Here is a 19,814-nt window from a genome sequence, read left to right as displayed (position 1 = left end):
CCGAGAATGGGCGACCGAGGGAGCGTCAGCTCTGCTGCGGGGCGCTCTTGATCACCGCGAAGCGTGCCCCGTACGGATCGGCGAGTTTGGCCATGCGGCCGACGCCCTCCATGTCCGTGGCGGGCATACGGACCGCACCACCGAGTTCCTCGGCCTTGGCCACCACGGCGTCCGTGTCGGGGACCTCGATGTACGGCAGCCAGTACGCGCCGGTCCTCGCCTCGACCGGGTCGTCCGCGAGCGGCACCAGACCGCCGAACATGGCCTCCTCCTCCGTGTCCGCCGGGTTGACGCAGGTGTAGGTCCCGCCCGGGAACTGGGCCGCCGTCGTCTGCCACCCGAAGACGGAGTTGTAGAACCCGGCGGCCGCCGCGACGTCCGGTGTGCAGAGCTCGACCCAGCACAGGGAACCCGGGTCGCCGGCCATGCCCAGCCCCTTGGTCCGGCCGGGCTGCCACACGCCGAAGACCACGCCCGCCTGATCGGCGAGCATCGCCATGTGTCCCTCGCCCATCACGTCCATGGGCGGCATGAGCACCGTGCCCTTGTGCTGTTCGACCACCTTGGCGGTGGCCTCGGCGTCGGCGGTCTGGAAGTAGACGTTCCAGGACGGCGGGCCCTGCTCGGCGGTGATCTGCATACCCCCGGCCACGGTCTTGCCGTCCACCTGGAAGAAGCCGTAGCCACCCGCCTCCGGCCCCGCCGACTGGAACCGCCAGCCGAAGAGGCCTCCGTAGAAGGCGATGGCGCCCTCGATGTCGGCCGTGCCGACATCCAGCCAGTTCGGGGAGCCGTTGACGAACCTGGTGGTGAGCATGATTGCCCTCCTTTGAGGGGTCCCGTTGCCTTTGGTGCCGAGTCTTCCACCGCCCACTGACAATCGCCCCGGAGACGCGCAAACCGCCCGCGGCGGCGGCACCCGTCACTCCGAGTGGCCGCCGGGATTCGTATCGTCGCCGGTTCGTCGCCGGTTTCTCCGCGCGCCGCCGTGCCCGCGGCCCGCCCCCGGGGCCATCATCGAGGCCGCCGGAAGCCTTGGTACGCCGCGTTGATCCCGCGTTGATCGAACGTTTTTCGCCGCCGGGCACGCTCTGAGCATGTACTCGGTAACCATCACCCCGTCCGACCTCGCCTGGCAGGAGCAGGCGCTGTGCGCGCAGACGGGGGCGGACTTCTTCTTTCCCGAGCCGGGCAGCTCGGTGCGCGAGGCCAAGCGCATCTGCGGGATGTGCGCGATGCGTCCCGCGTGCCTCGAATACGCGCTGAGCAACGACGAACGCTTCGGCGTCTGGGGCGGACTCTCCGAGAAGGAACGTCTCGGCCTGCGGCGCGCCCTGGAGTGACACGCACCCCCTCACCTCCGTCCGGCTGCCGTCGTGGTTCATCGGAGTGAGCTGTCTGGCATATGCGCTTGGACATTGCCAAATCTGCGTATGACGTCCTCTGATCGTTGTCACCGACACCGAAAGGGACGTCATGGCCGACAGCAAGGCCGACAAAGCCAGGAAAGCCGCGGGATCGATCGGGCTCGTCGCCCCGATGGGGAAGGCCGCACTCGCGCAGGCTCCCCGGGCCGACGAGGAATGGCAGCTACCGGGCGGCAGTGCCCGGGTGTACTACGGGGAGGGCCGCCAGGGAGTGGTCCGGCCCGTCGTCCTGGCCGACGGCTTCAACCTCGGGCCGACCGACTTCGACTGGCTGTGGGACGGGCTGGAGAACGGCAGGTTCCCGTTCATCGGCGAACTGCGACGGCGGGGACGCACGCTGATCCTCGTCGGGTTCGACGAGCGGAGCGAGTCGATCCTGCGCAACGCCGAGACGATGACCGCCGCGATCATGCGGACCATCGCCGAACAGCTCGACGACACCCGGCTGCTCGTCGGCGGGTTCAGCATGGGCGGCATCGTCGCCCGCTACGCGCTGGCCAAGATGGAGACGCAGCGCATGGACCACCGGGTCGGGGTCTACGCGTCGTTCGACAGCCCGCACCGGGGAGCGTGGGTGCCGATCGGACTCCAGGCGTTCGCGCACTACCTCGCCGACGCCGGCGACGACACCTACCTGCGGCAGATCGGCAGCCCGGCCTCGCAGCAGATGCTCTGGCGCCACCTGGACGCCCTGGACGGTACGCCGAGGGAGAGTCCGCTGCGCCGCGCGTTCAAGGAGCAGTTGGAGCGGGTGGGCGGCTGGCCGCGCATCCCGCGCCTGATCGGGGTGTCCAGCGGGCGCGGCGACGGTGTGGGCAACGGCGTGCGCGCCGGGGCGAAGGCGCTGACCTGCGCCGGACCGCTCTTCGACGGTACGTACTTCCTCGCCCAGCCCAAGGGTGAGGACGTGGAGGTGGCCGTGCTCGACGGCGTCCTCGGCGGACCGCACACGGTCACCACGAGCGGGTTCCCCGAGCTCGACGGCGCGCCCGGCGGGACGCTGGAGTCGTTCGGCCTCGTCGGGGACACGCTCAGGGCGTTCGGCGAGAACGTCGACATGGTCCACCGGTCGGTGTGCTTCGTCCCGTCCGTCAGCGCGGTCGCCATCCGTGACCTGGACCGGCAGGAGAACCTGTACGCCGTCATCGACGAGCTGCCGCCGGAGGAGTCGGATCTCGACGACTTCCTGCTCTCGGCGGACAACGACCCGCACGCCGTCATGACGCAGGAGATCGGGGAGTGGGTCCTGGACCGGCTTCCCGACTAGACCCCGGCCCGGGACCAGACCCCGGCCCGAGGCCGGATCGGTCGGGGACCGTTCGGCCCGGGAACCGGGTGCGGGCCCGCAGGGCCCCGGCATGCGCGGGCGCCCCGGCAGGACCTGAACCCTGCCGGGGCGCCCGGGCGCTCGTCGGTCCGCCCGCTCCCGCGTACGCGGGAGGGGGTGTCACGCGGTGGCGCGGGCCGCCATCCGGGCCTTGCGGGCGGCGAGCTTCTCGTCGAACTTCGAGGCCTCGGAGTCCAGGCCGCCCATGAAGTAGCCGAGCTCCTCCTGGGCCTTGAGGCCCTCGGGGCCGAGACCGTCGATCTCCAGGACCCTGAGGTGCCGCAGCACCGGCTGGAGCACGTCGTCGTGGTGGATGCGCAGGTTGTAGACCTCGCCGATGGCCATCTGCGCGGCCATGCGCTCGAAGCCGGGCATGCCGTGACCGGGCATCCGGAAGTTGACGACGACGTCACGGACGGCCTGCATGGTCAGGTCGGGAGCCAGCTCGAACGCGGCCTTCAGGAGGTTGCGGTAGAACACCATGTGCAGGTTCTCGTCGGTCGCGATGCGCGCCAGCATGCGGTCGCAGACCGGGTCGCCCGACTGGTGTCCGGTGTTGCGGTGCGAGATGCGGGTGGCCAGTTCCTGGAACGCGACGTACGCGACCGAGTGCAGCATCGAGTGGCGGTTGTCCGACTCGAAGCCCTCGCTCATGTGCTGCATGCGGAACGCCTCGAGCTTGTCCGGGTCCACCGCGCGCGAGGCGAGCAGGTAGTCGCGCATCACGATGCCGTGCCGGCCCTCCTCCGCCGTCCAGCGGTGCACCCAGGTGCCCCAGGCGCCGTCGCGGCCGAACAGGGACGCGATCTCGTGGTGGTAGCTCGGCAGGTTGTCCTCGGTGAGCAGGTTGACGACCAACGCGATCCGGCCGATCTCGGTGACCTTGGACTGCTCCTTCTCCCAGGCCTCGCCGTCCTCGAAGAGCCCCGGGAAGTTGCGGGCGTCGCTGAAGGGCACGTACTCGTGCGGCATCCAGTCCTTCGCCACCTTCAGGTGGCGATTGAGCTCCGTCTCGACGACTTCCTCCAGCGCGTACAGCAGGCGAGCGTCGGTCCAGGAGGTTGCCGGGCTGCCGAGGTCGGGGGAAGTGATCGTCACTGGTGCTCCAGGGGGGACGGGACAACGAGCGGAACTTCTAACCTACGGCATCGTAGGCTACGTCTCCGTAGGTTACGTCTCCGTAGGTTAAGAACCCCGTAAAGACCGCTGATCAGCGGTGTTACGGGCGCGGGCAGGCCGCCTCCCGGCCCACGCCGACGAGACCCTGGGCGTCGAGACGCCTGGGCCGTACGGGTGGCTCGCTCACTCGTTCAGACGTACAGCTCCCGCATCCTCACCGAGAGGCACGTGACACAGCCCTCCAGCTTCTCGAACTCGCCGATGTCCACCACGACCGGTTCGTGGCCGAGGTCGGCGAGCAGTTCCGCGGTCTTCGGGGCGGACGCGGCCATCAGCAGCTTCCCGCCGCCCAGGAGCACCACGTGCGCCCCGGACTCCTCCGGGACGGCCAGGAAGCGCGGGAACAGCGAGGGCGTGTCCACGAGCGGCTCGTACCCGATCACCGTCCCGTCGGGCAGAGCGGTGACCGCCGACTTCAGGTGCAGCACCTTGCTGACGGGAACCGCGACGACCCGGGCCCCGAGCGGTTCGAAGACGGCGCGCACCTGCTGGACCCCGGCCGCGTTCGTCCGGCCGCCGCGGCCCACGTAGATCGTGTCGCCCACCTTCAGGATGTCGCCGCCGTCGAGGGTGCCCGGATCCCAGATCCAGTTCACCGAGCAGCCGAGGCGTGCCACGGCCTCCTCGACCCCCGGCGTCTCGGCCCGGCGTGACTCCGCGCCGGGCCGGGCGATGAGCGCGACATTGCGGAAGACGACGACGGCGTCCTCGACGAACACCGCGTCCGGGCAGTCCTCGGCCGGGTCCACCTCGATCGTCTCCCAGCCGTGCGTCCGCAGTGCCTCGGTGTACGCCTCCCACTGCTCGACCGCCAGATCGACGTCCACCTCCGTGCGTTCCACATGGGTCACCAGCCCCTCGGCGAGGCGGGGGCCGGGCCTGCGGACGAGCGCTTTCTGACTGGGCACGGGCGGGTCTCCGAATCGGACGGGGGCATCGAACGCACCATCATGCAGTGCGGTCCGCGCACGCAGAAGACCCTCGGCCCGACGCCGGGCACCGCCCACCCCCGACGCTAGGCCGCCCGTGCTCCCCGCACTATGAGGAATACCCGACAGTTTCCGGAGCGATTTCTTTCAGTTCTCCTCCTTCCAGCAGCAGCCGTCGCGTGATGCCGATCGACTCCAGGAACGGCATGTCGTGGCTCGCGACGATCAGCGCCCCTTCGTACGACTCCAGGGCCGAGGTGAGCTGCCGGACGCTCGCCATGTCGAGGTTGTTCGTCGGCTCGTCGAGCATCAGGAGCTGCGGGGCGGGCTCGGCCAGCATCAGGGCAGCGAGCGCCGCGCGGAAGCGTTCGCCACCGGAGAGCGTCGCCGCCCGCTGGTCGGCCCTCGCCCCCTTGAACAGGAAGCGGGCGAGCCGGGCCCGGATCCGGTTACGGGTGGCGGCGGGGGCGTACCGGGCCACGTTCTCGGCGACCGTCAGCTCCTCGTCGAGGACGTCGAGCCGCTGCGGCAGGAAGCGCAGGGGCACATGGGCGAGTGCCTCGCCGGACACGGCGTCCAGCTCCCCGGCGATCGTGCGCAGGAGTGTCGTCTTGCCCGATCCGTTGCGCCCGACGATCGCGACGCGTTCGGGGCCGCGAAGATCGAACACGCCGTTCACCCGTGCGCCGTGCTGGAGCTCCAGCCGGTCCAGGGTGAGGACGTCGCGACCCGGCGGCACCGCCGTGTACGGCAGGTCGATCCGGATCACGTCCTCGTCCCGTACGGCCTCCACCGCCTCGTCGAGACGCTCCTTCGCCTCGCTCAGCCTGCCCTCGTGCAGGAGCCGGTGCTTGCCGGCGGACTCCTGGGCCGACCGTTTGCGCGCCCCCATGACGATCTTCGGTTCGCGCTTCTGCTCGTTCATCTTCTGCCCGTACCGTCTGCGCCGCGCCAACTTGACCTGGGCGTCCACCAGTTCGCGCTTCTGCTTCTTCAGGTCGGACTCGGCGACCCGCACCATGCGCTCGGCCGCCTCCTGTTCGGCGGCGAGCGCCTCCTCGTACGCGGAGAAGTTCCCGCCGTACCAGGTGACCTCGCCGGAGTGCAGATCGGCGATCTGGTCGGCCAGGTCGAGGAGTTCACGGTCGTGACTGACCACGATCATGACCCCGGACCAGGCCTCCACGGCCGCGTACAGCCGCTGCCGCGCGTACAGGTCGAGGTTGTTGGTCGGTTCGTCGAGCAGCAGGACGTCCGGCCGGCGCAGCAGGAGCGCGGCCAGCCGCAGCAGCACCGACTCGCCGCCGGACACCTCGCCGATCGTGCGGTCCAGGTCGATGTGCCCGAGACCGAGTTCGCCGAGGGTGGCGCGGGCCCGTTCCTCGACGTCCCAGTCGTCGCCGACGACGTCGAAGTGCTCCTCGGACGCGTCGCCCGCCTCGATCGCGTGCAGGGCGGCGCGCACCGCGCGGATGCCGAGCGCCTCGTCGACCCGCAGCGCGGTGTCGAGGGTGACGTTCTGCGGCAGACGGCCGACCTCGCCCGCGACCCGGACGGTGCCGTCGGCCGGGGTGAGCTCTCCGGCGATCAGCTTCAACAGGGTCGACTTGCCGGAGCCGTTGACGCCGACGAGTCCGGTGACGCCGGGTCCGAAGGCGGCCTGGAGACCGTCGAAGACCTCGGTGCCGTCCGGCCAGGCGAAGGACAGGGAGGTACAGGTGACGGAGGTGGGGAACGTTGACATGAGGGCCTCGCGGTTGCTGGATGCGGTCGGGGGTACGCGTACGGGACACCGCGAGGCGACGACGATCCGGTTCGGAGGAGAGCGGGAAGAACGGGCTCCGCACCCTGGGACGGCTCGAACGCCGAGGTCGCACGCTGCGCACACGCGGGTCCGACGGGACCGGCTGTGTGACGCGGTGTCTCCGACCTCAGACGAGCAACGTCCTTCTCCATTCGACGGCAACAGAAGCGCTTCACACCGTAGGGACGGTCCCGAGGGCTGTCAAAGGATTAACGCGCCCCACCGACGAACCGAGGAGAACCTGTGCCGAACGGCCCACTCTCGTTGCCCGCCCGGCTCTACCTCCTGGCGTGGGACACCACCAAGGGGAGGATCACCGGGTCCACCCACCTCCACCACCTGGTGCGCGCCGGCGCCCTCACCGAGCTCGCCCAGCGCGGGCTGCTCGTCGACGACGACGGCATCGTCACCCCGGTCGACGCCGACACCCGGACCGGGGACGTCGTTCTCGACGGGCTCCTCGAACTCGTGGCGGAGTCCCGGCCCCGGCGGTGGAAGCCGTGGGTCACCTCACGGGCCCGGGTCACCCTGGACGCGGTCCGCGCCCAGCTCGCGGCCGAGGGATACCTGCGGGCGGAGCGCAAGCGGGTCTTCGGGATCTTCCCGTCCGTCGAGTACGAGCTGGACCGGATCCCCGTGGTGGAGGCCCTGCGCCAGGACGCGCGGGAGGTGCTGGAGGGCCCGGTGCCCGTCGCCGACGTCGGTGACCGCGACGCGGCCCTCGTCGCCCTGGCCACCGCCGCCGAGCTGCGCACCTTCGCGTCGCCCAAGGAACGCAGGCTCCACCGCGACCGCATCGACCGGCTCACCGAGCGCGGGGGCGCGGCGGCTCCCGCCCTGAGGAAGGTCATCCAGGACGTCCGCACGGCGGTGGTCGTGGCGGCCACGACGGCCTCCTCCACGACCGCGGCCACCACGACCTCGAGCTGACGCCCCGGCCACGAACACGTCGGATTCCTGCCAGCTCCCCTCGCGCCGGCCGTGCTTGGCTTGCCCCATGACCGACACCGAGAGCCTCCGCGACTCCGCCCTCGCCCTCCGCGCCCTGCACGTGCCCGGCCGGCCCCTCGTCCTGGCGAACGCCTGGGACGCGGTGAGCGCCCGGATCGTCGAGGACGCGGGCGGCGCGGCGGTGGCGACGACCAGCGCGGGCCTCGCCTGGTCGCTGGGCGTGGCGGACGGGGACCGGCTGGACAGGGACGTCGCGCTCGCGGCCGTGGCGCGGATCACCGCCGTGGTCCGGGTGCCGGTCAGCGCGGACATCGAGAGCGGGTACGCGTCCGGCGCCGAGGGCGTGGGGGACACGGTCCGGGCGGTGCTCGCGGCGGGCGCGGTGGGCGTGAACATCGAGGACGCCCTGTACGAGGAGGGGGCCGGGCCGCTGCGTCCCGTGGCGGAGCAGGCGGAGCGCATCGCCGCGGTCCGCGCCGCCGCGGACGCCGCGGGGGTTCCCCTGTTCGTCAACGCCCGCATCGACACGTTCCTGCGCGGCGCGGGCGGGGTGGAGGAGACCCTGGAGCGGGCCGCGGCCTTCCTGGCCGCGGGAGCCGACGGCGTCTTCGTCCCCGGAACCGTCGATCCGGCGATCGTGAAGACGCTCGTCGAGGGCATCGACGGCCCGCTGAACATCCTGGTGGGCCCGGGGGCGCCGTCCGTGGACGAGCTCGCCGCACTCGGGGTGGCCCGGATCAGCGCGGGGTCGAGCATCGCGGCGGCGGCGCACGCCCTGGTCCGGCGTGCCGCGCGGGAGCTGCTGGGCACGGGGACCTGCGAGAGCCTGACCGGCGGGTTCGACTACGCCGGCCTCAACGCCCTGATGGGGCGCGCCGGTTGACGGTACCCGCGAGGGTTCAGCAGGTGCCCCGCATGAGTTCCTCCAGATCGTGGTCCAGGTCCACCTGGAGGTGTTCGAGGCCGACCGGCACCAGCTCGGTGGTCTGCTGGAGGAAGGTTCTCACCTCGCCCGAACGCACATGGATCACCGCGGTGCCCTCGGGGGCGTGGAACTCCAGGACGGTGCGGTCGAACCCGTACGGCCGTACCCGTACGTCGCCGTACCCCACCGCGTCCTCCAGACCCGACACGAGCAGGTCCCGGGCGAAGGTCCAGCAGACCTCGACGCCTTCGAGCGTGGCCGGGGCCGGGAAGGTCATGCGGACGGCGAACGGGTCGGTCCGGTCGTAGTGCAGCGTGGCCGGAATGCTCGGCATCCGCGGCGCGGCGGCGACGAGTCGGGCCTCTACGGGCTGCTCGATTGCGGTGGACAACGCCTTGCTCCCTTGTGACGGCTGGACGAACTCCGGGCGGATGAAGCCGGTCAATTGAAGAGACGGAAGAATGACCCGGCGCGTGCACCTCTGACCCGAGTGACCTCTGTCACCGAGGCCATGCGCCGGGAGATCCACTTTCCCCGATCGTGATGATCCTTGTCGGAGATCGTGGTGATCCCTTTCCCTTCCGCGCTCACCCGACACCGAAGAGGACACCCGGGCGGCCCCCGAGGTTCCCTCCGGAGGCCATCTGGACGCGATCGGGGGAGTGGACTAGCTTCGCCCGCCATGAGGGGCTTGGGGAAGACGAGACGCACGGGCCGTACGGTCGGCGTGGGTTCGGCGGCCGCCGCACTCGCCGCGGCGCTGGTCGTGGCGCTACCCGCGGCGGCGGCGCCCGCGCGGGCGCACGACACGGCGCGGACCCCGCAGTGGGCGCTCAAGGACACCGGCACGGACGCGCGTTTTCGCGGACTGTCGGCCGTCGGCAGGGACACCGCGTGGGTGGCCGGCTCGAAGGGGACCGTGCTGCGCACCACCGACGGCGGCGCGGTCTGGCGGAACGTGTCGCCGCCCGGCGCGGCGGACCTGGAGTTCCGCGACATCGAGGCGTTCGACGCCCGGCGTGCCGTGGTCCTGGCCATCGGCGAGGGCGAGGCGTCCCGCGTCTACCGGACCGAGGACGGCGGCGCCACCTGGACCGAGTCCTTCCGCAACACCGACGCGCACGCCTTCTACGACTGCCTCACGTTTCTGGACCGGCGGCACGGCCTGGCGATGAGCGACCCGGTGGACGGCAGGTTCCGCATCCTGTCGACCGGCGACGGCGGCCGTACCTGGAAGGTGCTGCCCGGCGACGGCATGCCGGCCGCCGAGGACGGCGAGGCGGGCTTCGCCGCGAGCGGTCAGTGCCTGGTCGGCTCGGGGCCCCGCGACGTGTGGCTGGCCACGGGCGGCGGGGCGCACGCGCGCGTGCTGCACTCCGCGGACCGCGGACTGACCTGGACCGCCACCGACACCCCGGTCCCCGCGGGCGACCCGGCGCGCGGCGTCTTCGCCCTCGCCTTCCGCGACCGCGTCCACGGCATAGCGGTGGGCGGCGACTACCGCGCCGACCAGCCCTCACCCCGGGCCGCGGCGATCACCCCCGACGGCGCCCGCACCTGGACCACCGCGGACCGGCCCCCGCCCGCCTACCGCTCCGGCGTCACCTGGCTTCCGCACAGCCGCACCGCCGCCCTCGCGGTCGGCCCCACCGGCACCGACCTGACCACCGACGGCGGCCGCACCTGGCGCACCCTCGACACCGGTTCGTACGACACCGTGGACTGCACCCCGGACCTCGGCTGCTGGGCCTCCGGCGAGAAGGGACGCGTCGCCCGGCTGGAGCGTTGAGACGAGGGGAGGGCGCCCGGGGCGGTCCTCAGCCGAGGGTCTCCCGGTAGCGCTCCAGGCCCGGTGCCGTCTTCGTCGCCACGAACTCGGTGACGCGGTACGCGCACACGCCCGCGGTGACGAACGGGTCGCCCGCGGCGATCTCCTCGATCCGCGCCCGGTCCTCCGCGACGGCGAGGATCACCCCGCCGTCGCGGGGGTTCTTGCGCCCCGAGGCGAGGAAGGTCCCGGCCGCGTACTGCTCGTCGAGCCAGGCGACATGCGCCTCCAGAACGGCATCGACGGCGTCGAGCGGCGCGGTGTAGGACAACTCCAGTACGAACATGATCGCGACCCTACGCCCACCGTCCGCCCGCCCCGGCCCACCCTCATGAGGACCGGCCCGTAGGCTCGTTCGCATCATGACGATCGTGAGCATTCCCGCGGGCTGGCCCGTCACCGAGGAACAAGCCCGTGCCGTACAGGACGAGTTGCGCGAGCGGGTGGTGCTCGACGAGCCGGGTCCGCCGCCCGGCACCGGCCACGTGACCGGCGTCGACGTCGCCTACGACGACGAGCGGGACGTCGTGGTCGCGGCCGCCGTCGTCCTCGACGCGGCCACCCGCGAGGTCGTGGCGGAGGCCACCGCCGTCGGCAGGGTCTCCTTCCCGTACGTCCCCGGGCTGCTCGCCTTCCGCGAGATCCCGACCGTCATGGCCGCCCTGGACGCCCTGCCCTGCCCGCCCGGCCTCGTCGTCTGCGACGGCTACGGCCTCGCCCACCCGCGCCGCTTCGGCCTCGCCAGCCATCTGGGCGTCCTCACCGGCCTTCCCACGATCGGGGTCGCCAAGAACCCGTTCACCTTCTCCTACGAGGAGCCGGGCACCCGGCGCGGCAGCGCCTCACCGCTGCTCGCGGGCACCGCCGAGGTGGGCCGCGCGCTGCGCACCCGGGACGGGGTCAAGCCGGTGTTCGTGTCCGTCGGCCACCGCGTGGACCTCGACAACGCCTGCGCCCACACCCTCGCGCTGACCCCGAAGTACCGTCTGCCGGAATCCACCCGCCGGGCGGACTCCCTGTGCCGCCTGGCGCTCCGGCAGGCGACGTCCTGACAGCGAGGCGTCCTCGGCCCGGCCCGCACGGGTGAGTAGGCCTCCTGAGTACCCGTACGGATGTACGGCCGGGCCGCGACCGGCAGGCTGACGGCATGACGACGAACCGGGCATCGAACCCCTCCGCCGAACCCGCGCGGCCCGACGGGCGCGCGGTGACGGCCGCGCTGGTCCTCGCCGTCCCGGCCGGCCTCGCCTGGATCGGCGGGATGATCTACACGGTGATCGCCTGGACATCGTGAGCACCGCCCGGCCCGCACCGTCACGCGAGGCCCCGCGGACGGGCCCCGGAGCGTGTCCGCGAAGTCCCGCCCGCCCGACGAGAGCGCGTGCAGGGCGTCGCCGGGCAGAGGGCAGTCGCCGGACAGGCCCTAGCGCACCGCCGCCACACGGAAGGTGATCCCCGCCGCGCTCAGCCGTTCCAGGAGCGCGTCGCCCATCGCCACCACCGGGGTGACCTGCCCGGACGTCTTCGGCAGCTCGTCCAGGGCCAGCGACAGGGCCGACTCCGCGAGCATCTTCGCGGTCTCGCCGTAGCCGGGGTCGCCGCCCGAGACCTCGGTGAACACACGACGGCCGCCGCCCTCGCCCACGAAACGCACCGAGAACCAGCTCTTCGCGCGCCGCTCGGCGCTGGGCCCCTCACCCGGCTTGATCCGGTCGGAGAGCCAGCGGCGGGCGGGCGGGACCTGGGCGGCGGCGAAGAGCGCGCTCACCCCGGCGACGCCGCCCAGGGCGATGGGCAGCCGCTCGACGGCCGCGTAGTGGCGGTAGCGGAAGTCCGGCCCGTAGCGGGCCAGGGCGCGCGCCGAGCGCTGCACCACCTGGGCGTCGATCGTGGGCAGCGGCAGCGCCCACGCCCCGACCTCCTTGGCGAACCGCGGTGCCCCCAGCGGGGCCTCGACCCGCCGCCCCATCAGGCGCGGTTCGTGGTGCCTGCGTTCCCGCGCCGCGGCCAGCATGTGCCGGCCCCGCGCGAACTGGTTGAGGGCGGAGGCGAACGTGCCGCCCGAGAACATCGCCTGCGAGCGGACGAATCCCTCCACCCTCAGCGGCACGTCCTCGGGGAGCTGCCGAACGGTGAACCAGGCGCCCAGGTCGTGCGGGATCGAGTCGAAGCCGCAGGCGTGCACGAGCCGAGCGCCCGTCTCCCGCGCGCGTGCGTCGTGTCGCACGTACATCAGGTCCACGAACTCGGGCTCGCCGGTCAGGTCCAGATAGTCGGTGCCGGCGTCCGCGCAGGCGGCCACCAGCTCCTCCCCGTAGGTGATGTACGGCCCCACGGTCGAGGCCACCACGCGCGCCTGCCGGGCGAGTTCGCCCAGCGAGTCCGGGTCGGTCACGTCAGCGCGCAGCACACCGGGGGCGCCGCCGAGCCGTTCCCGCAGCCGTTCCAGCTTCTCGGTGCTGCGTCCGGCGATCGCCCACCGCAGTCCCTCGGGCGCGTGGGCGGCCAGATACTCCGCGGTGAGCTCCCCGACGAAACCCGTGGCTCCGAAGAGCACGATGTCGTACGCGCGGTCCGGCTCGTTCACCCTGCTCATGACACCCTCCACCACACTGTGGGCTGCGCTCGAACGCGCGACCCGCGCCACGTCGTGCGCGAAGCGCCGTTGTCGGTGGCTGAGGCTAGCGTGAGGTACGAACAGCCGGACGACGAGGTGGTACGAACAGGCCGGAGGCAGCCGTGGCCGTGTCGGAAAACGCGCTGAAAAAGTGGCAGAAAGTGCGTGCGTTCGCACTCGGCCTGCCCGGCGCCGCGGAGGAGTTCCCCTGGGGCGAGACCGTCGTGAAGGTCAACAAGAAGGTCTTCGTCTTCCTCGGTCTCGACGACGGCAGTCACCCGCTCGGCGTCACGGTGAAGCTCAAGGACGAGGCGGCGCACGCCCACGCGCTCACCGCGCCCGGGGCGGAGCCCGCCGGGTACGGCCTGGGCAGGGCCGGCTGGGTGCGTGTACCCCTGGAGGAGCAGGGGGCGCCGGCGGCGGAGCTGCTGTGCGACTGGGTCGAGGAGAGCTATCGCGTGATAGCACCCAAAAGGCTGATAGCCGAGCTGGACCAGCGCTGATCGCGACGGCGACCCGGTGGCGATCGAGGCCGGCCCCGACCGGAAGCCGGTCCTGAAACCGGTCTTGAATCCGGCCCCGGATCCGGCTCCGTATCCGGCCCCGGATCCGGCTCCGTATCCGGCCCCGGATCCGGCTCCGTATCCGGCCCCGGATCCGGCTCCGTATCCGGCCCCGAGGCCGGAATTTAACTAAGCGCTTGCTCGCCGGGGGCTTGCCCGGAGTGGAACACGTTCTTAACATCACTGATGTCACATCAGTGGTGTCACAGTGCTGGGGGCTTGATGACAGCGGCAGGAACGCCGGGACACGGTCCCCTCGCCGGGGTGCGCGTGGTCGAGCTGGCGGGCATCGGTCCGGGCCCGTTCGCCGCCATGCTGCTGGCCGACCTCGGAGCGGACGTCGTCCGGGTGGACCGGCCCGGCGGCGCCGGGATCGGCGTCGACCCGGCCCACGACGTCACCAACCGCAACAAGCGGTCCGTGCTCGTCGACCTCAAGGCCGAGGACGGCCCGTCGCGCGTCCTGGACCTGGCCGAACGGGCCGACATCCTGATCGAGGGCTACCGCCCGGGCGTCGCCGAGCGGCTCGGCGTGGGCCCCGAGGACTGCCGGGCCCGCAACCCGCGGCTCGTCTACGGCCGGATGACGGGGTGGGGCCAGGAAGGCCCGCTCGCCCAGCGCGCCGGGCACGACATCGCCTACATCGCGCTCACCGGCACCCTCGGGATGATCGGCGCCCCGGACGGGCCGCCGGCGGTCCCGGCGAACCTCCTCGGCGACTACGCGGGCGGCTCGCTCTACCTCGTCGTCGGTCTCCTCGCCGCCCTGCACCACGCGCGGGCCACCGGCACCGGCCAGGTCGTGGACGCGGCCATCGTCGACGGCACCGCGCACCTCTCGACGATGATCCACGGCATGATCGCGGCGGGCGGCTGGCAGGACCGGCGCGCCGCCAACCTCCTCGACGGCGGCTGCCCGTACTACGGGACCTACGAGACCGCCGACGGCCTGCACATGGCCGTCGGCCCCCTGGAGCAGCGGTTCTACGACCGGTTCGTCGACCTGCTCGGCATCCCCGAACTCGGTTCCGCCCACAAGGACTTGGCGCGCTGGGAGGAACTGCGCGCGGCGGTCGCCGACCGCTTCAGGACCCGTACGAGAGACGAGTGGACCGCAGTCTTCGAAGGCAGCGACGCGTGTGTGGCGCCGGTCCTGTCCCTGCGCGAGGCACCCGGTCATCCGCATCTCGCCGCCCGGGGCACCTTCGTGGAGCACGGCGGCATCACCCAGCCCGCCCCCGCGCCGCGCTTCTCGGTCACCGCCACCTCCGTCCGCGGCGGGCCCGCCCTGCCCGGCGCCGACACCGAGGACGTGGCCCGCGACTGGGACGTACCCGGACTGACGAAGGACGGCGGATGACGAGATTGCGCACGCCGCCCGTACCCGGCCGGGGCCCGGCGCCCGCCCGCGCCTGCGCGAGCCCCGGTACCGCCCGCCCCGAACGTTTCCGTACGCACTCCAGGAAGGCGCTTCCCGCATGAAGCGGCAGATCTTCACCGCCGAGCACGACGCGTTCCGCGAGACCGTGCGCACCTTCCTCGCCAAGGAGGTGCTGCCCCACTACGAGCAGTGGGAGAAGGACGGCATCGTCTCCCGCGAGGCCTGGCGCGCGGCCGGGAAGCAGGGCCTGCTCGGACTCGCCGTGCCCGAGGAGTACGGAGGCGGCGGCACCACCGACTTCCGCTACAGCGCCGTCCTGGCCGAGGAGTTCACGCGCGCGGGAGCGGCCGGCCTGGCCCTCGGGCTGCACAACGACATCATCGGCCCGTATCTGACCGGCCTCGCCACCGAGGAGCAGAAGCGGCGCTGGCTGCCCGGTTTCTGCGACGGCTCGATCATCACCGCGATCGCGATGACCGAACCCGGCGCCGGCTCCGACCTCCAGGGCATCACGACGCACGCCGAGGACAAGGGCGACCACTTCCTGCTCAACGGCTCCAAGACGTTCATCTCCAACGGCATCCTCGCCGACCTGGTGATCGTGGTCGCCAGGACCACCCCCGAGGGCGGCGCGCACGGACTGTCGCTGCTCGTCGTCGAGCGGGGCGCGGAGGGCTTCGAACGGGGCCGCAACCTCGACAAGATCGGCCAGAAGTCGCAGGACACCGCGGAGTTGTTCTTCAACGACGTCCGCGTGCCCAAGGAGAACCTGCTCGGCGAACCGAACGGCGCGTTCGTCCACCTGATGACCAACCTCGCGCAGGAGCGCATGGGCATCGCCGTCGCCGCCATCGCCGGCGCCGAACACCTCCTGGAGATCACCACCCAGTACGTGAAGGAGCGCGAGGCGTTCGGACGGCCGCTCGCCAAGCTCCAGCACATCCGCTTCGAGATAGCCGAGATGGCCACCGAGTGCGCCGTCACCCGCACCTTCCTCGACCGCTGCATCGTCGACCACTCGGACGGCGAACTCGACGCGGTGCACGCCTCCATGGCGAAGTGGTGGGCCACCGAACTGCAGAAGCGGGTCGCCGACCGGTGTCTTCAACTGCACGGCGGCTACGGCTACATGACGGAGTACCGGGTCGCACGGGCCTTCACCGACGGACGCATCCAGACCATCTACGGCGGGACGACCGAGATCATGAAGGAGATCATCGGCCGCTCCCTGCTCGGCTAAACCCTCCTCGAAAGGCTTACCAGTGAGCACCGAAGCGTACGTGTACGACGCGATCCGCACCCCGCGCGGTCGCGGCAAGCAGAACGGCTCCCTGCACGGAACGAAGCCCATCGACCTCGTCGTCGGGCTCATCCACGAGGTGCAGCGCCGCTTCCCCGGCCTCGACCCGGCCGCCGTCGACGACATCGTGCTCGGTGTCGTCGGCCCGGTCGGCGACCAGGGCTCCGACATCGCCCGGATCGCGGCCATCGCCGCCGGACTGCCCGACACGGTGGCCGGTGTCCAGGAGAACCGCTTCTGCGCCTCGGGCCTCGAAGCCGTCAACATGGCCGCGATGAAGGTCCGTTCGGGCTGGGAGGACCTCGTCCTCGCGGGCGGCGTCGAGTCGATGTCGCGCGTGCCGATGGCCTCGGACGGCGGCGCCTGGTTCGCCGACCCGATGACCAACCTGGCCACCAACTTCGTGCCGCAGGGCATCGGCGCCGACCTCATCGCCACCATCGAGGGCTTCTCCCGCCGCGACGTCGACGAGTACGCGGCCCTCTCCCAGGAGCGCGCGGCCACCGCAGTGAAGGACGGCCGCTTCGACCGGTCCGTCGTCCCGGTCAGGGACCGCGCCGGTCTCACGGTCCTCGACCACGACGAGTTCCTGCGCCCCGGCACCACCGCCGACTCGCTGGCCAAGCTGAAGCCGTCGTTCGCGGACATCGGCGAACTGGGCGGATTCGACGCGGTGGCGCTGCAGAAGTACCACTGGGTCGAGAAGATCGACCACGTCCACCACGCGGGCAACTCCTCCGGCATCGTCGACGGCGCCTCGCTCGTCGCCATCGGCTCCAAGGAGGTCGGCGAGCGCTACGGCCTGACCCCGCGCGCGCGGATCGTCGCCGCCGCCGTGTCCGGCTCCGAGCCGACCATCATGCTCACCGGCCCCGCGCCCGCCGCCCGCAAGGCGCTCGCCAAGGCCGGTCTGACCATCGACGACATCGACCTCGTCGAGATCAACGAGGCCTTCGCGGCCGTCGTCCTGCGCTTCGTGAAGGACATGGGCCTGTCGCTGGACAAGGTCAACGTCAACGGCGGCGCCATCGCGCTCGGCCACCCCCTCGGCGCCACCGGCGCGATGATCCTCGGCACCCTCGTCGACGAGCTGGAGCGCCAGGACAAGCGCTACGGCCTCGCCACCCTGTGCGTGGGCGGCGGCATGGGCATCGCCACGATCGTCGAACGCGTCTGACCTTCCCAACGGATCAAGGATCTACGGAGCATCCCCTGATGAGCACTGAGCCCACCACCATCCGCTGGGAACAGGACGAGACCGGCGTCGTCACCCTCGTCCTCGACGACCCCAACCAGTCCGCCAACACCATGAACGCGGCCTTCCGCGCCTCCCTCGCCGCGGTCACCGACCGGCTGGAGGCCGAGAAGGACTCGATCCGGGGCGTCATCTTCACCTCCGCCAAGAAGACCTTCTTCGCGGGCGGCGACCTGCGCGACCTCATCCGGGTCACGCCCGAGACCGCCCAGGACCTCTTCGACGGCGGCCTCGCGATCAAGCGCAACCTGCGCCGCATCGAGACCCTGGGCAAGCCGGTCGTCGCCGCGATCAACGGCGCGGCCCTCGGCGGCGGCTTCGAGCTCGCCCTCGCCTGCCACCACCGGGTCGCCCTCGACACCTCCGGCACCAAGATCGGCTGCCCCGAGGTCACGCTCGGCCTGCTCCCCGGAGGCGGCGGAGTCGTCCGCACCGTGCGGCTGCTGGGCATCGCCGACGCCCTGCTGAAGGTCCTCCTCCAGGGCACGCAGTACAACGCCACGCGCGCCCGGGACAACGGCCTGGTGCACGAGGTGGCCGCCACTCCCGAGGAACTGCTCGCCAAGGCCCGCGCGTTCATCGACGCCAACCCCGAGTCGCAGCAGCCCTGGGACAAGCCCGGCTACCGCATCCCCGGCGGCACCCCGGCGAACCCGAAGTTCGCGGCCAACCTGCCCGCCTTCCCGGCCAACCTGCGCAAGCAGACCAACGGCGCGCCCTACCCGGCCCCGCGCAACATCCTCGCGGCCGCCGTCGAGGGCTCCCAGGTCGACTTCGAGACGGCCCAGGTCATCGAGGCCCGCTACTTCGTCGAGCTGGCCGCCGGCCAGACCTCGAAGAACATGATCCAGGCCTTCTTCTTCGACCTCCAGGCCGTCAACTCCGGCGCCAACCGCCCCAAGGGCGTCGAGCCGCGCCCGGTCCGCAGGGTCGCCGTCCTCGGCGCCGGGATGATGGGCGCGGGCATCGCCTACTCGTGCGCGCTCGCGGGCATGGACGTCGTCCTCAAGGACGTCTCGGCCGACGCGGCCGCCAAGGGCAAGGCGTACTCCGAGAAGCTGTGCGCCAAGGCCGTCTCGCGGGGTCGTACGACCCAGGAGAAGGCCGACGCGCTGCTCGCCCGCATCACGCCCACCGCCGACCCGAACGACCTCGCGGGCTGCGACGCGGTCATCGAGGCGGTCTTCGAGGACACCGCGCTCAAGCACAAGGTGTTCCAGGAGATCCAGAACATCGTCGAGCCCGACGCCCTGCTCTGCTCCAACACCTCCACCCTGCCGATCACCGCCCTCGCCGAAGGCGTCGAGCGGCAGGAGGACTTCATCGGGCTGCACTTCTTCTCGCCCGTCGACAAGATGCCGCTGGTGGAGATCATCAAGGGCGAGCGCACCGGCGACGAGGCCCTGGCCCGCGCCTTCGACCTGGTCCGCCAGATCAAGAAGACCCCGATCGTCGTCAACGACTCGCGGGGCTTCTTCACCTCCCGGGTCATCGGGCACTTCATCAACGAGGGTGTCGCGATGGTCGGCGAGGGCATCGAGCCCGCCTCCGTCGAGCAGGCCGCCGCCCAGGCCGGCTACCCGGCGAAGGTCCTCTCCCTCATGGACGAGCTGACCCTCACCCTGCCGCGCAAGATCCGCAAGGAGTCGAAGCAGGCCGTCGAGGAGGCCGGCGGCACGTGGGAGACCCACCCGGCCGAGGCCGTCATCGACCGCATGGTGGACGAGTTCGAGCGTCCCGGCCGCAGCGGGGGAGCGGGCTTCTACGAGTACGGCGAGGACGGCGCGCGCGGTCCGCTCTGGCCCGGTCTGCGCGAGCACTTCACCAAGCCGGGGTACGAGATCCCGTTCGAGGACATGAAGGAGCGCATGCTCTTCTCCGAGGCGCTGGACACCGTCCGGCTCCTCGAGGAGGGCGTCCTGACCTCCGTCGCCGACGCCAACATCGGTTCCGTCTTCGGGATCGGCTTCCCGGGCTGGACCGGTGGTGTCCTCCAGTACATCAACGGCTACGAGGGTGCGACCGGTACGGGACCGGCCGCGTTCGTGGCCCGCGCGCGGGAGCTCGCCGAGCGCTACGGCGACCGTTTCCTCCCGCCGGCGCTGCTCGTCGAGAAGGCGGAGAACGGCGAGCGGTTCGCCGACGCGTCCTGATCCGGGCCGCCGCCCGATCCGGTCCCGGATCGGGCGGCGGGCGCGGGACTTGCTCCACGGGGGCGGGGGGGGGGGGGGGGGGAGGGGGGGGGGGGGAGGAAACACCACTATCCACTAACAACCCCCATACCCCCCTACCCCCCCCCCCCCCCCCCCCTCCCCCCCCCCACGACCCC

General features: G+C 71.7%; 19 protein-coding genes. 12 read left to right on the top strand and 7 right to left on the bottom strand.

What is annotated here, in order from left to right; translation table 11 throughout:
• Window positions 1-25: 25 nt before the first annotated feature.
• The gene (locus ACZ4TO_RS04850; RefSeq protein WP_468023424.1) at window positions 26-817 is read right to left on the bottom strand and encodes a VOC family protein; all 792 of its coding nucleotides are present in this window, start codon (window positions 815-817) and stop codon (window positions 26-28) included.
• Window positions 818-1,097: 280 nt separating this feature from the next.
• Between ACZ4TO_RS04850 and ACZ4TO_RS04845 the strand changes: the two genes are divergently transcribed.
• Window positions 1,098-1,343, top strand: a complete 246-nt coding sequence (locus tag ACZ4TO_RS04845; protein WP_355768218.1) for a WhiB family transcriptional regulator — start codon at window positions 1,098-1,100, stop codon at window positions 1,341-1,343.
• Window positions 1,344-1,476: 133 nt separating this feature from the next.
• Window positions 1,477-2,694 (top strand): esterase/lipase family protein, encoded by a 1,218-nt coding sequence (locus ACZ4TO_RS04840; protein ID WP_468023423.1) that lies wholly within the window; start codon window positions 1,477-1,479, stop codon window positions 2,692-2,694.
• 180 nt (window positions 2,695-2,874) lie between these two features.
• Here the strand turns inward: ACZ4TO_RS04840 and ACZ4TO_RS04835 are convergent, their stop codons facing one another.
• From ACZ4TO_RS04835 to ACZ4TO_RS04825, 3 genes are all read right to left on the bottom strand, one after another.
• Window positions 2,875-3,852: an acyl-ACP desaturase gene (locus tag ACZ4TO_RS04835; protein WP_382796167.1), complete on the bottom strand. Its 978-nt coding sequence runs from the start codon at window positions 3,850-3,852 to the stop codon at window positions 2,875-2,877.
• Between the two features lie 212 nt (window positions 3,853-4,064).
• Entirely contained in the window at window positions 4,065-4,841 is a 777-nt protein-coding gene (ddaH, locus tag ACZ4TO_RS04830) for a dimethylargininase (RefSeq protein WP_382796169.1), read from the bottom strand.
• Window positions 4,842-4,971: 130 nt separating this feature from the next.
• A complete protein-coding gene (locus tag ACZ4TO_RS04825; RefSeq protein ID WP_385045675.1) occupies window positions 4,972-6,606 on the bottom strand; it encodes an ABC-F family ATP-binding cassette domain-containing protein in 1,635 nt (544 codons plus the stop codon).
• 303 nt (window positions 6,607-6,909) lie between these two features.
• On the opposite strand from ACZ4TO_RS04825, the gene ACZ4TO_RS04820 reads away from it, so the two are divergent.
• Window positions 6,910-7,596: a GOLPH3/VPS74 family protein gene (locus tag ACZ4TO_RS04820; protein WP_385045672.1), complete on the top strand. Its 687-nt coding sequence runs from the start codon at window positions 6,910-6,912 to the stop codon at window positions 7,594-7,596.
• A gap of 67 nt (window positions 7,597-7,663) precedes the next feature.
• On the top strand, window positions 7,664-8,500 hold the full coding sequence (locus ACZ4TO_RS04815; protein ID WP_468023422.1) for an isocitrate lyase/PEP mutase family protein: 837 nt from the start codon (window positions 7,664-7,666) through the stop codon (window positions 8,498-8,500).
• 16 nt (window positions 8,501-8,516) lie between these two features.
• Here the strand turns inward: ACZ4TO_RS04815 and ssgD are convergent, their stop codons facing one another.
• The gene (ssgD, locus tag ACZ4TO_RS04810) at window positions 8,517-8,933 is read right to left on the bottom strand and encodes a spore wall synthesis regulator SsgD (protein ID WP_382796176.1); all 417 of its coding nucleotides are present in this window, start codon (window positions 8,931-8,933) and stop codon (window positions 8,517-8,519) included.
• A gap of 291 nt (window positions 8,934-9,224) precedes the next feature.
• Here ssgD and ACZ4TO_RS04805 point away from each other — a divergent pair, with 291 nt between their 5' ends.
• Window positions 9,225-10,331, top strand: a complete 1,107-nt coding sequence (locus ACZ4TO_RS04805) for an oxidoreductase (protein ID WP_468023421.1) — start codon at window positions 9,225-9,227, stop codon at window positions 10,329-10,331.
• 28 nt (window positions 10,332-10,359) lie between these two features.
• Here ACZ4TO_RS04805 and ACZ4TO_RS04800 read toward each other — a convergent pair whose 3' ends face one another.
• A complete protein-coding gene (locus ACZ4TO_RS04800) occupies window positions 10,360-10,656 on the bottom strand; it encodes a YciI family protein (RefSeq protein ID WP_382796179.1) in 297 nt (98 codons plus the stop codon).
• A 76-nt stretch (window positions 10,657-10,732) separates the two neighbouring features.
• On the opposite strand from ACZ4TO_RS04800, the gene ACZ4TO_RS04795 reads away from it, so the two are divergent.
• Window positions 10,733-11,422, top strand: a complete 690-nt coding sequence (locus ACZ4TO_RS04795) for an endonuclease V (RefSeq protein ID WP_468023420.1) — start codon at window positions 10,733-10,735, stop codon at window positions 11,420-11,422.
• Between the two features lie 95 nt (window positions 11,423-11,517).
• The gene (gene mmpA, locus ACZ4TO_RS04790) at window positions 11,518-11,664 is read left to right on the top strand and encodes a morphogenic membrane protein MmpA (RefSeq protein ID WP_385045659.1); all 147 of its coding nucleotides are present in this window, start codon (window positions 11,518-11,520) and stop codon (window positions 11,662-11,664) included.
• A gap of 129 nt (window positions 11,665-11,793) precedes the next feature.
• On the opposite strand, the gene ACZ4TO_RS04785 is transcribed toward mmpA, so the two are convergent.
• Window positions 11,794-12,966 carry a saccharopine dehydrogenase family protein gene (locus tag ACZ4TO_RS04785; RefSeq protein ID WP_467840343.1) on the bottom strand — a complete coding sequence of 391 codons (1,173 nt, stop codon included), beginning with the start codon at window positions 12,964-12,966 and terminating at the stop codon, window positions 11,794-11,796.
• A 143-nt stretch (window positions 12,967-13,109) separates the two neighbouring features.
• On the opposite strand from ACZ4TO_RS04785, the gene ACZ4TO_RS04780 reads away from it, so the two are divergent.
• The 5 genes from ACZ4TO_RS04780 to ACZ4TO_RS04760 all read left to right on the top strand — a co-directional run bounded on the left by ACZ4TO_RS04780 (window position 13,110) and on the right by ACZ4TO_RS04760 (window position 19,638).
• Window positions 13,110-13,490 carry an MmcQ/YjbR family DNA-binding protein gene (locus ACZ4TO_RS04780; protein WP_385045653.1) on the top strand — a complete coding sequence of 127 codons (381 nt, stop codon included), beginning with the start codon at window positions 13,110-13,112 and terminating at the stop codon, window positions 13,488-13,490.
• A 282-nt stretch (window positions 13,491-13,772) separates the two neighbouring features.
• On the top strand, window positions 13,773-14,909 hold the full coding sequence (locus ACZ4TO_RS04775) for a CaiB/BaiF CoA transferase family protein (protein ID WP_468023419.1): 1,137 nt from the start codon (window positions 13,773-13,775) through the stop codon (window positions 14,907-14,909).
• A gap of 118 nt (window positions 14,910-15,027) precedes the next feature.
• A complete protein-coding gene (locus ACZ4TO_RS04770) occupies window positions 15,028-16,170 on the top strand; it encodes an acyl-CoA dehydrogenase family protein (RefSeq protein WP_468023418.1) in 1,143 nt (380 codons plus the stop codon).
• 22 nt (window positions 16,171-16,192) lie between these two features.
• Window positions 16,193-17,407 carry an acetyl-CoA C-acetyltransferase gene (locus ACZ4TO_RS04765; RefSeq protein WP_382796190.1) on the top strand — a complete coding sequence of 405 codons (1,215 nt, stop codon included), beginning with the start codon at window positions 16,193-16,195 and terminating at the stop codon, window positions 17,405-17,407.
• 38 nt (window positions 17,408-17,445) lie between these two features.
• Window positions 17,446-19,638, top strand: a complete 2,193-nt coding sequence (locus ACZ4TO_RS04760) for a 3-hydroxyacyl-CoA dehydrogenase NAD-binding domain-containing protein (RefSeq protein ID WP_385045645.1) — start codon at window positions 17,446-17,448, stop codon at window positions 19,636-19,638.
• Window positions 19,639-19,814: the final 176 nt, after the last annotated feature.

Source organism: Streptomyces sp. NPDC028298, from assembly GCF_055565895.1.
The sequence above is the reverse complement of the archived record's forward strand: the minus strand, read 5'-3'. Positions and strand labels throughout refer to the sequence as shown.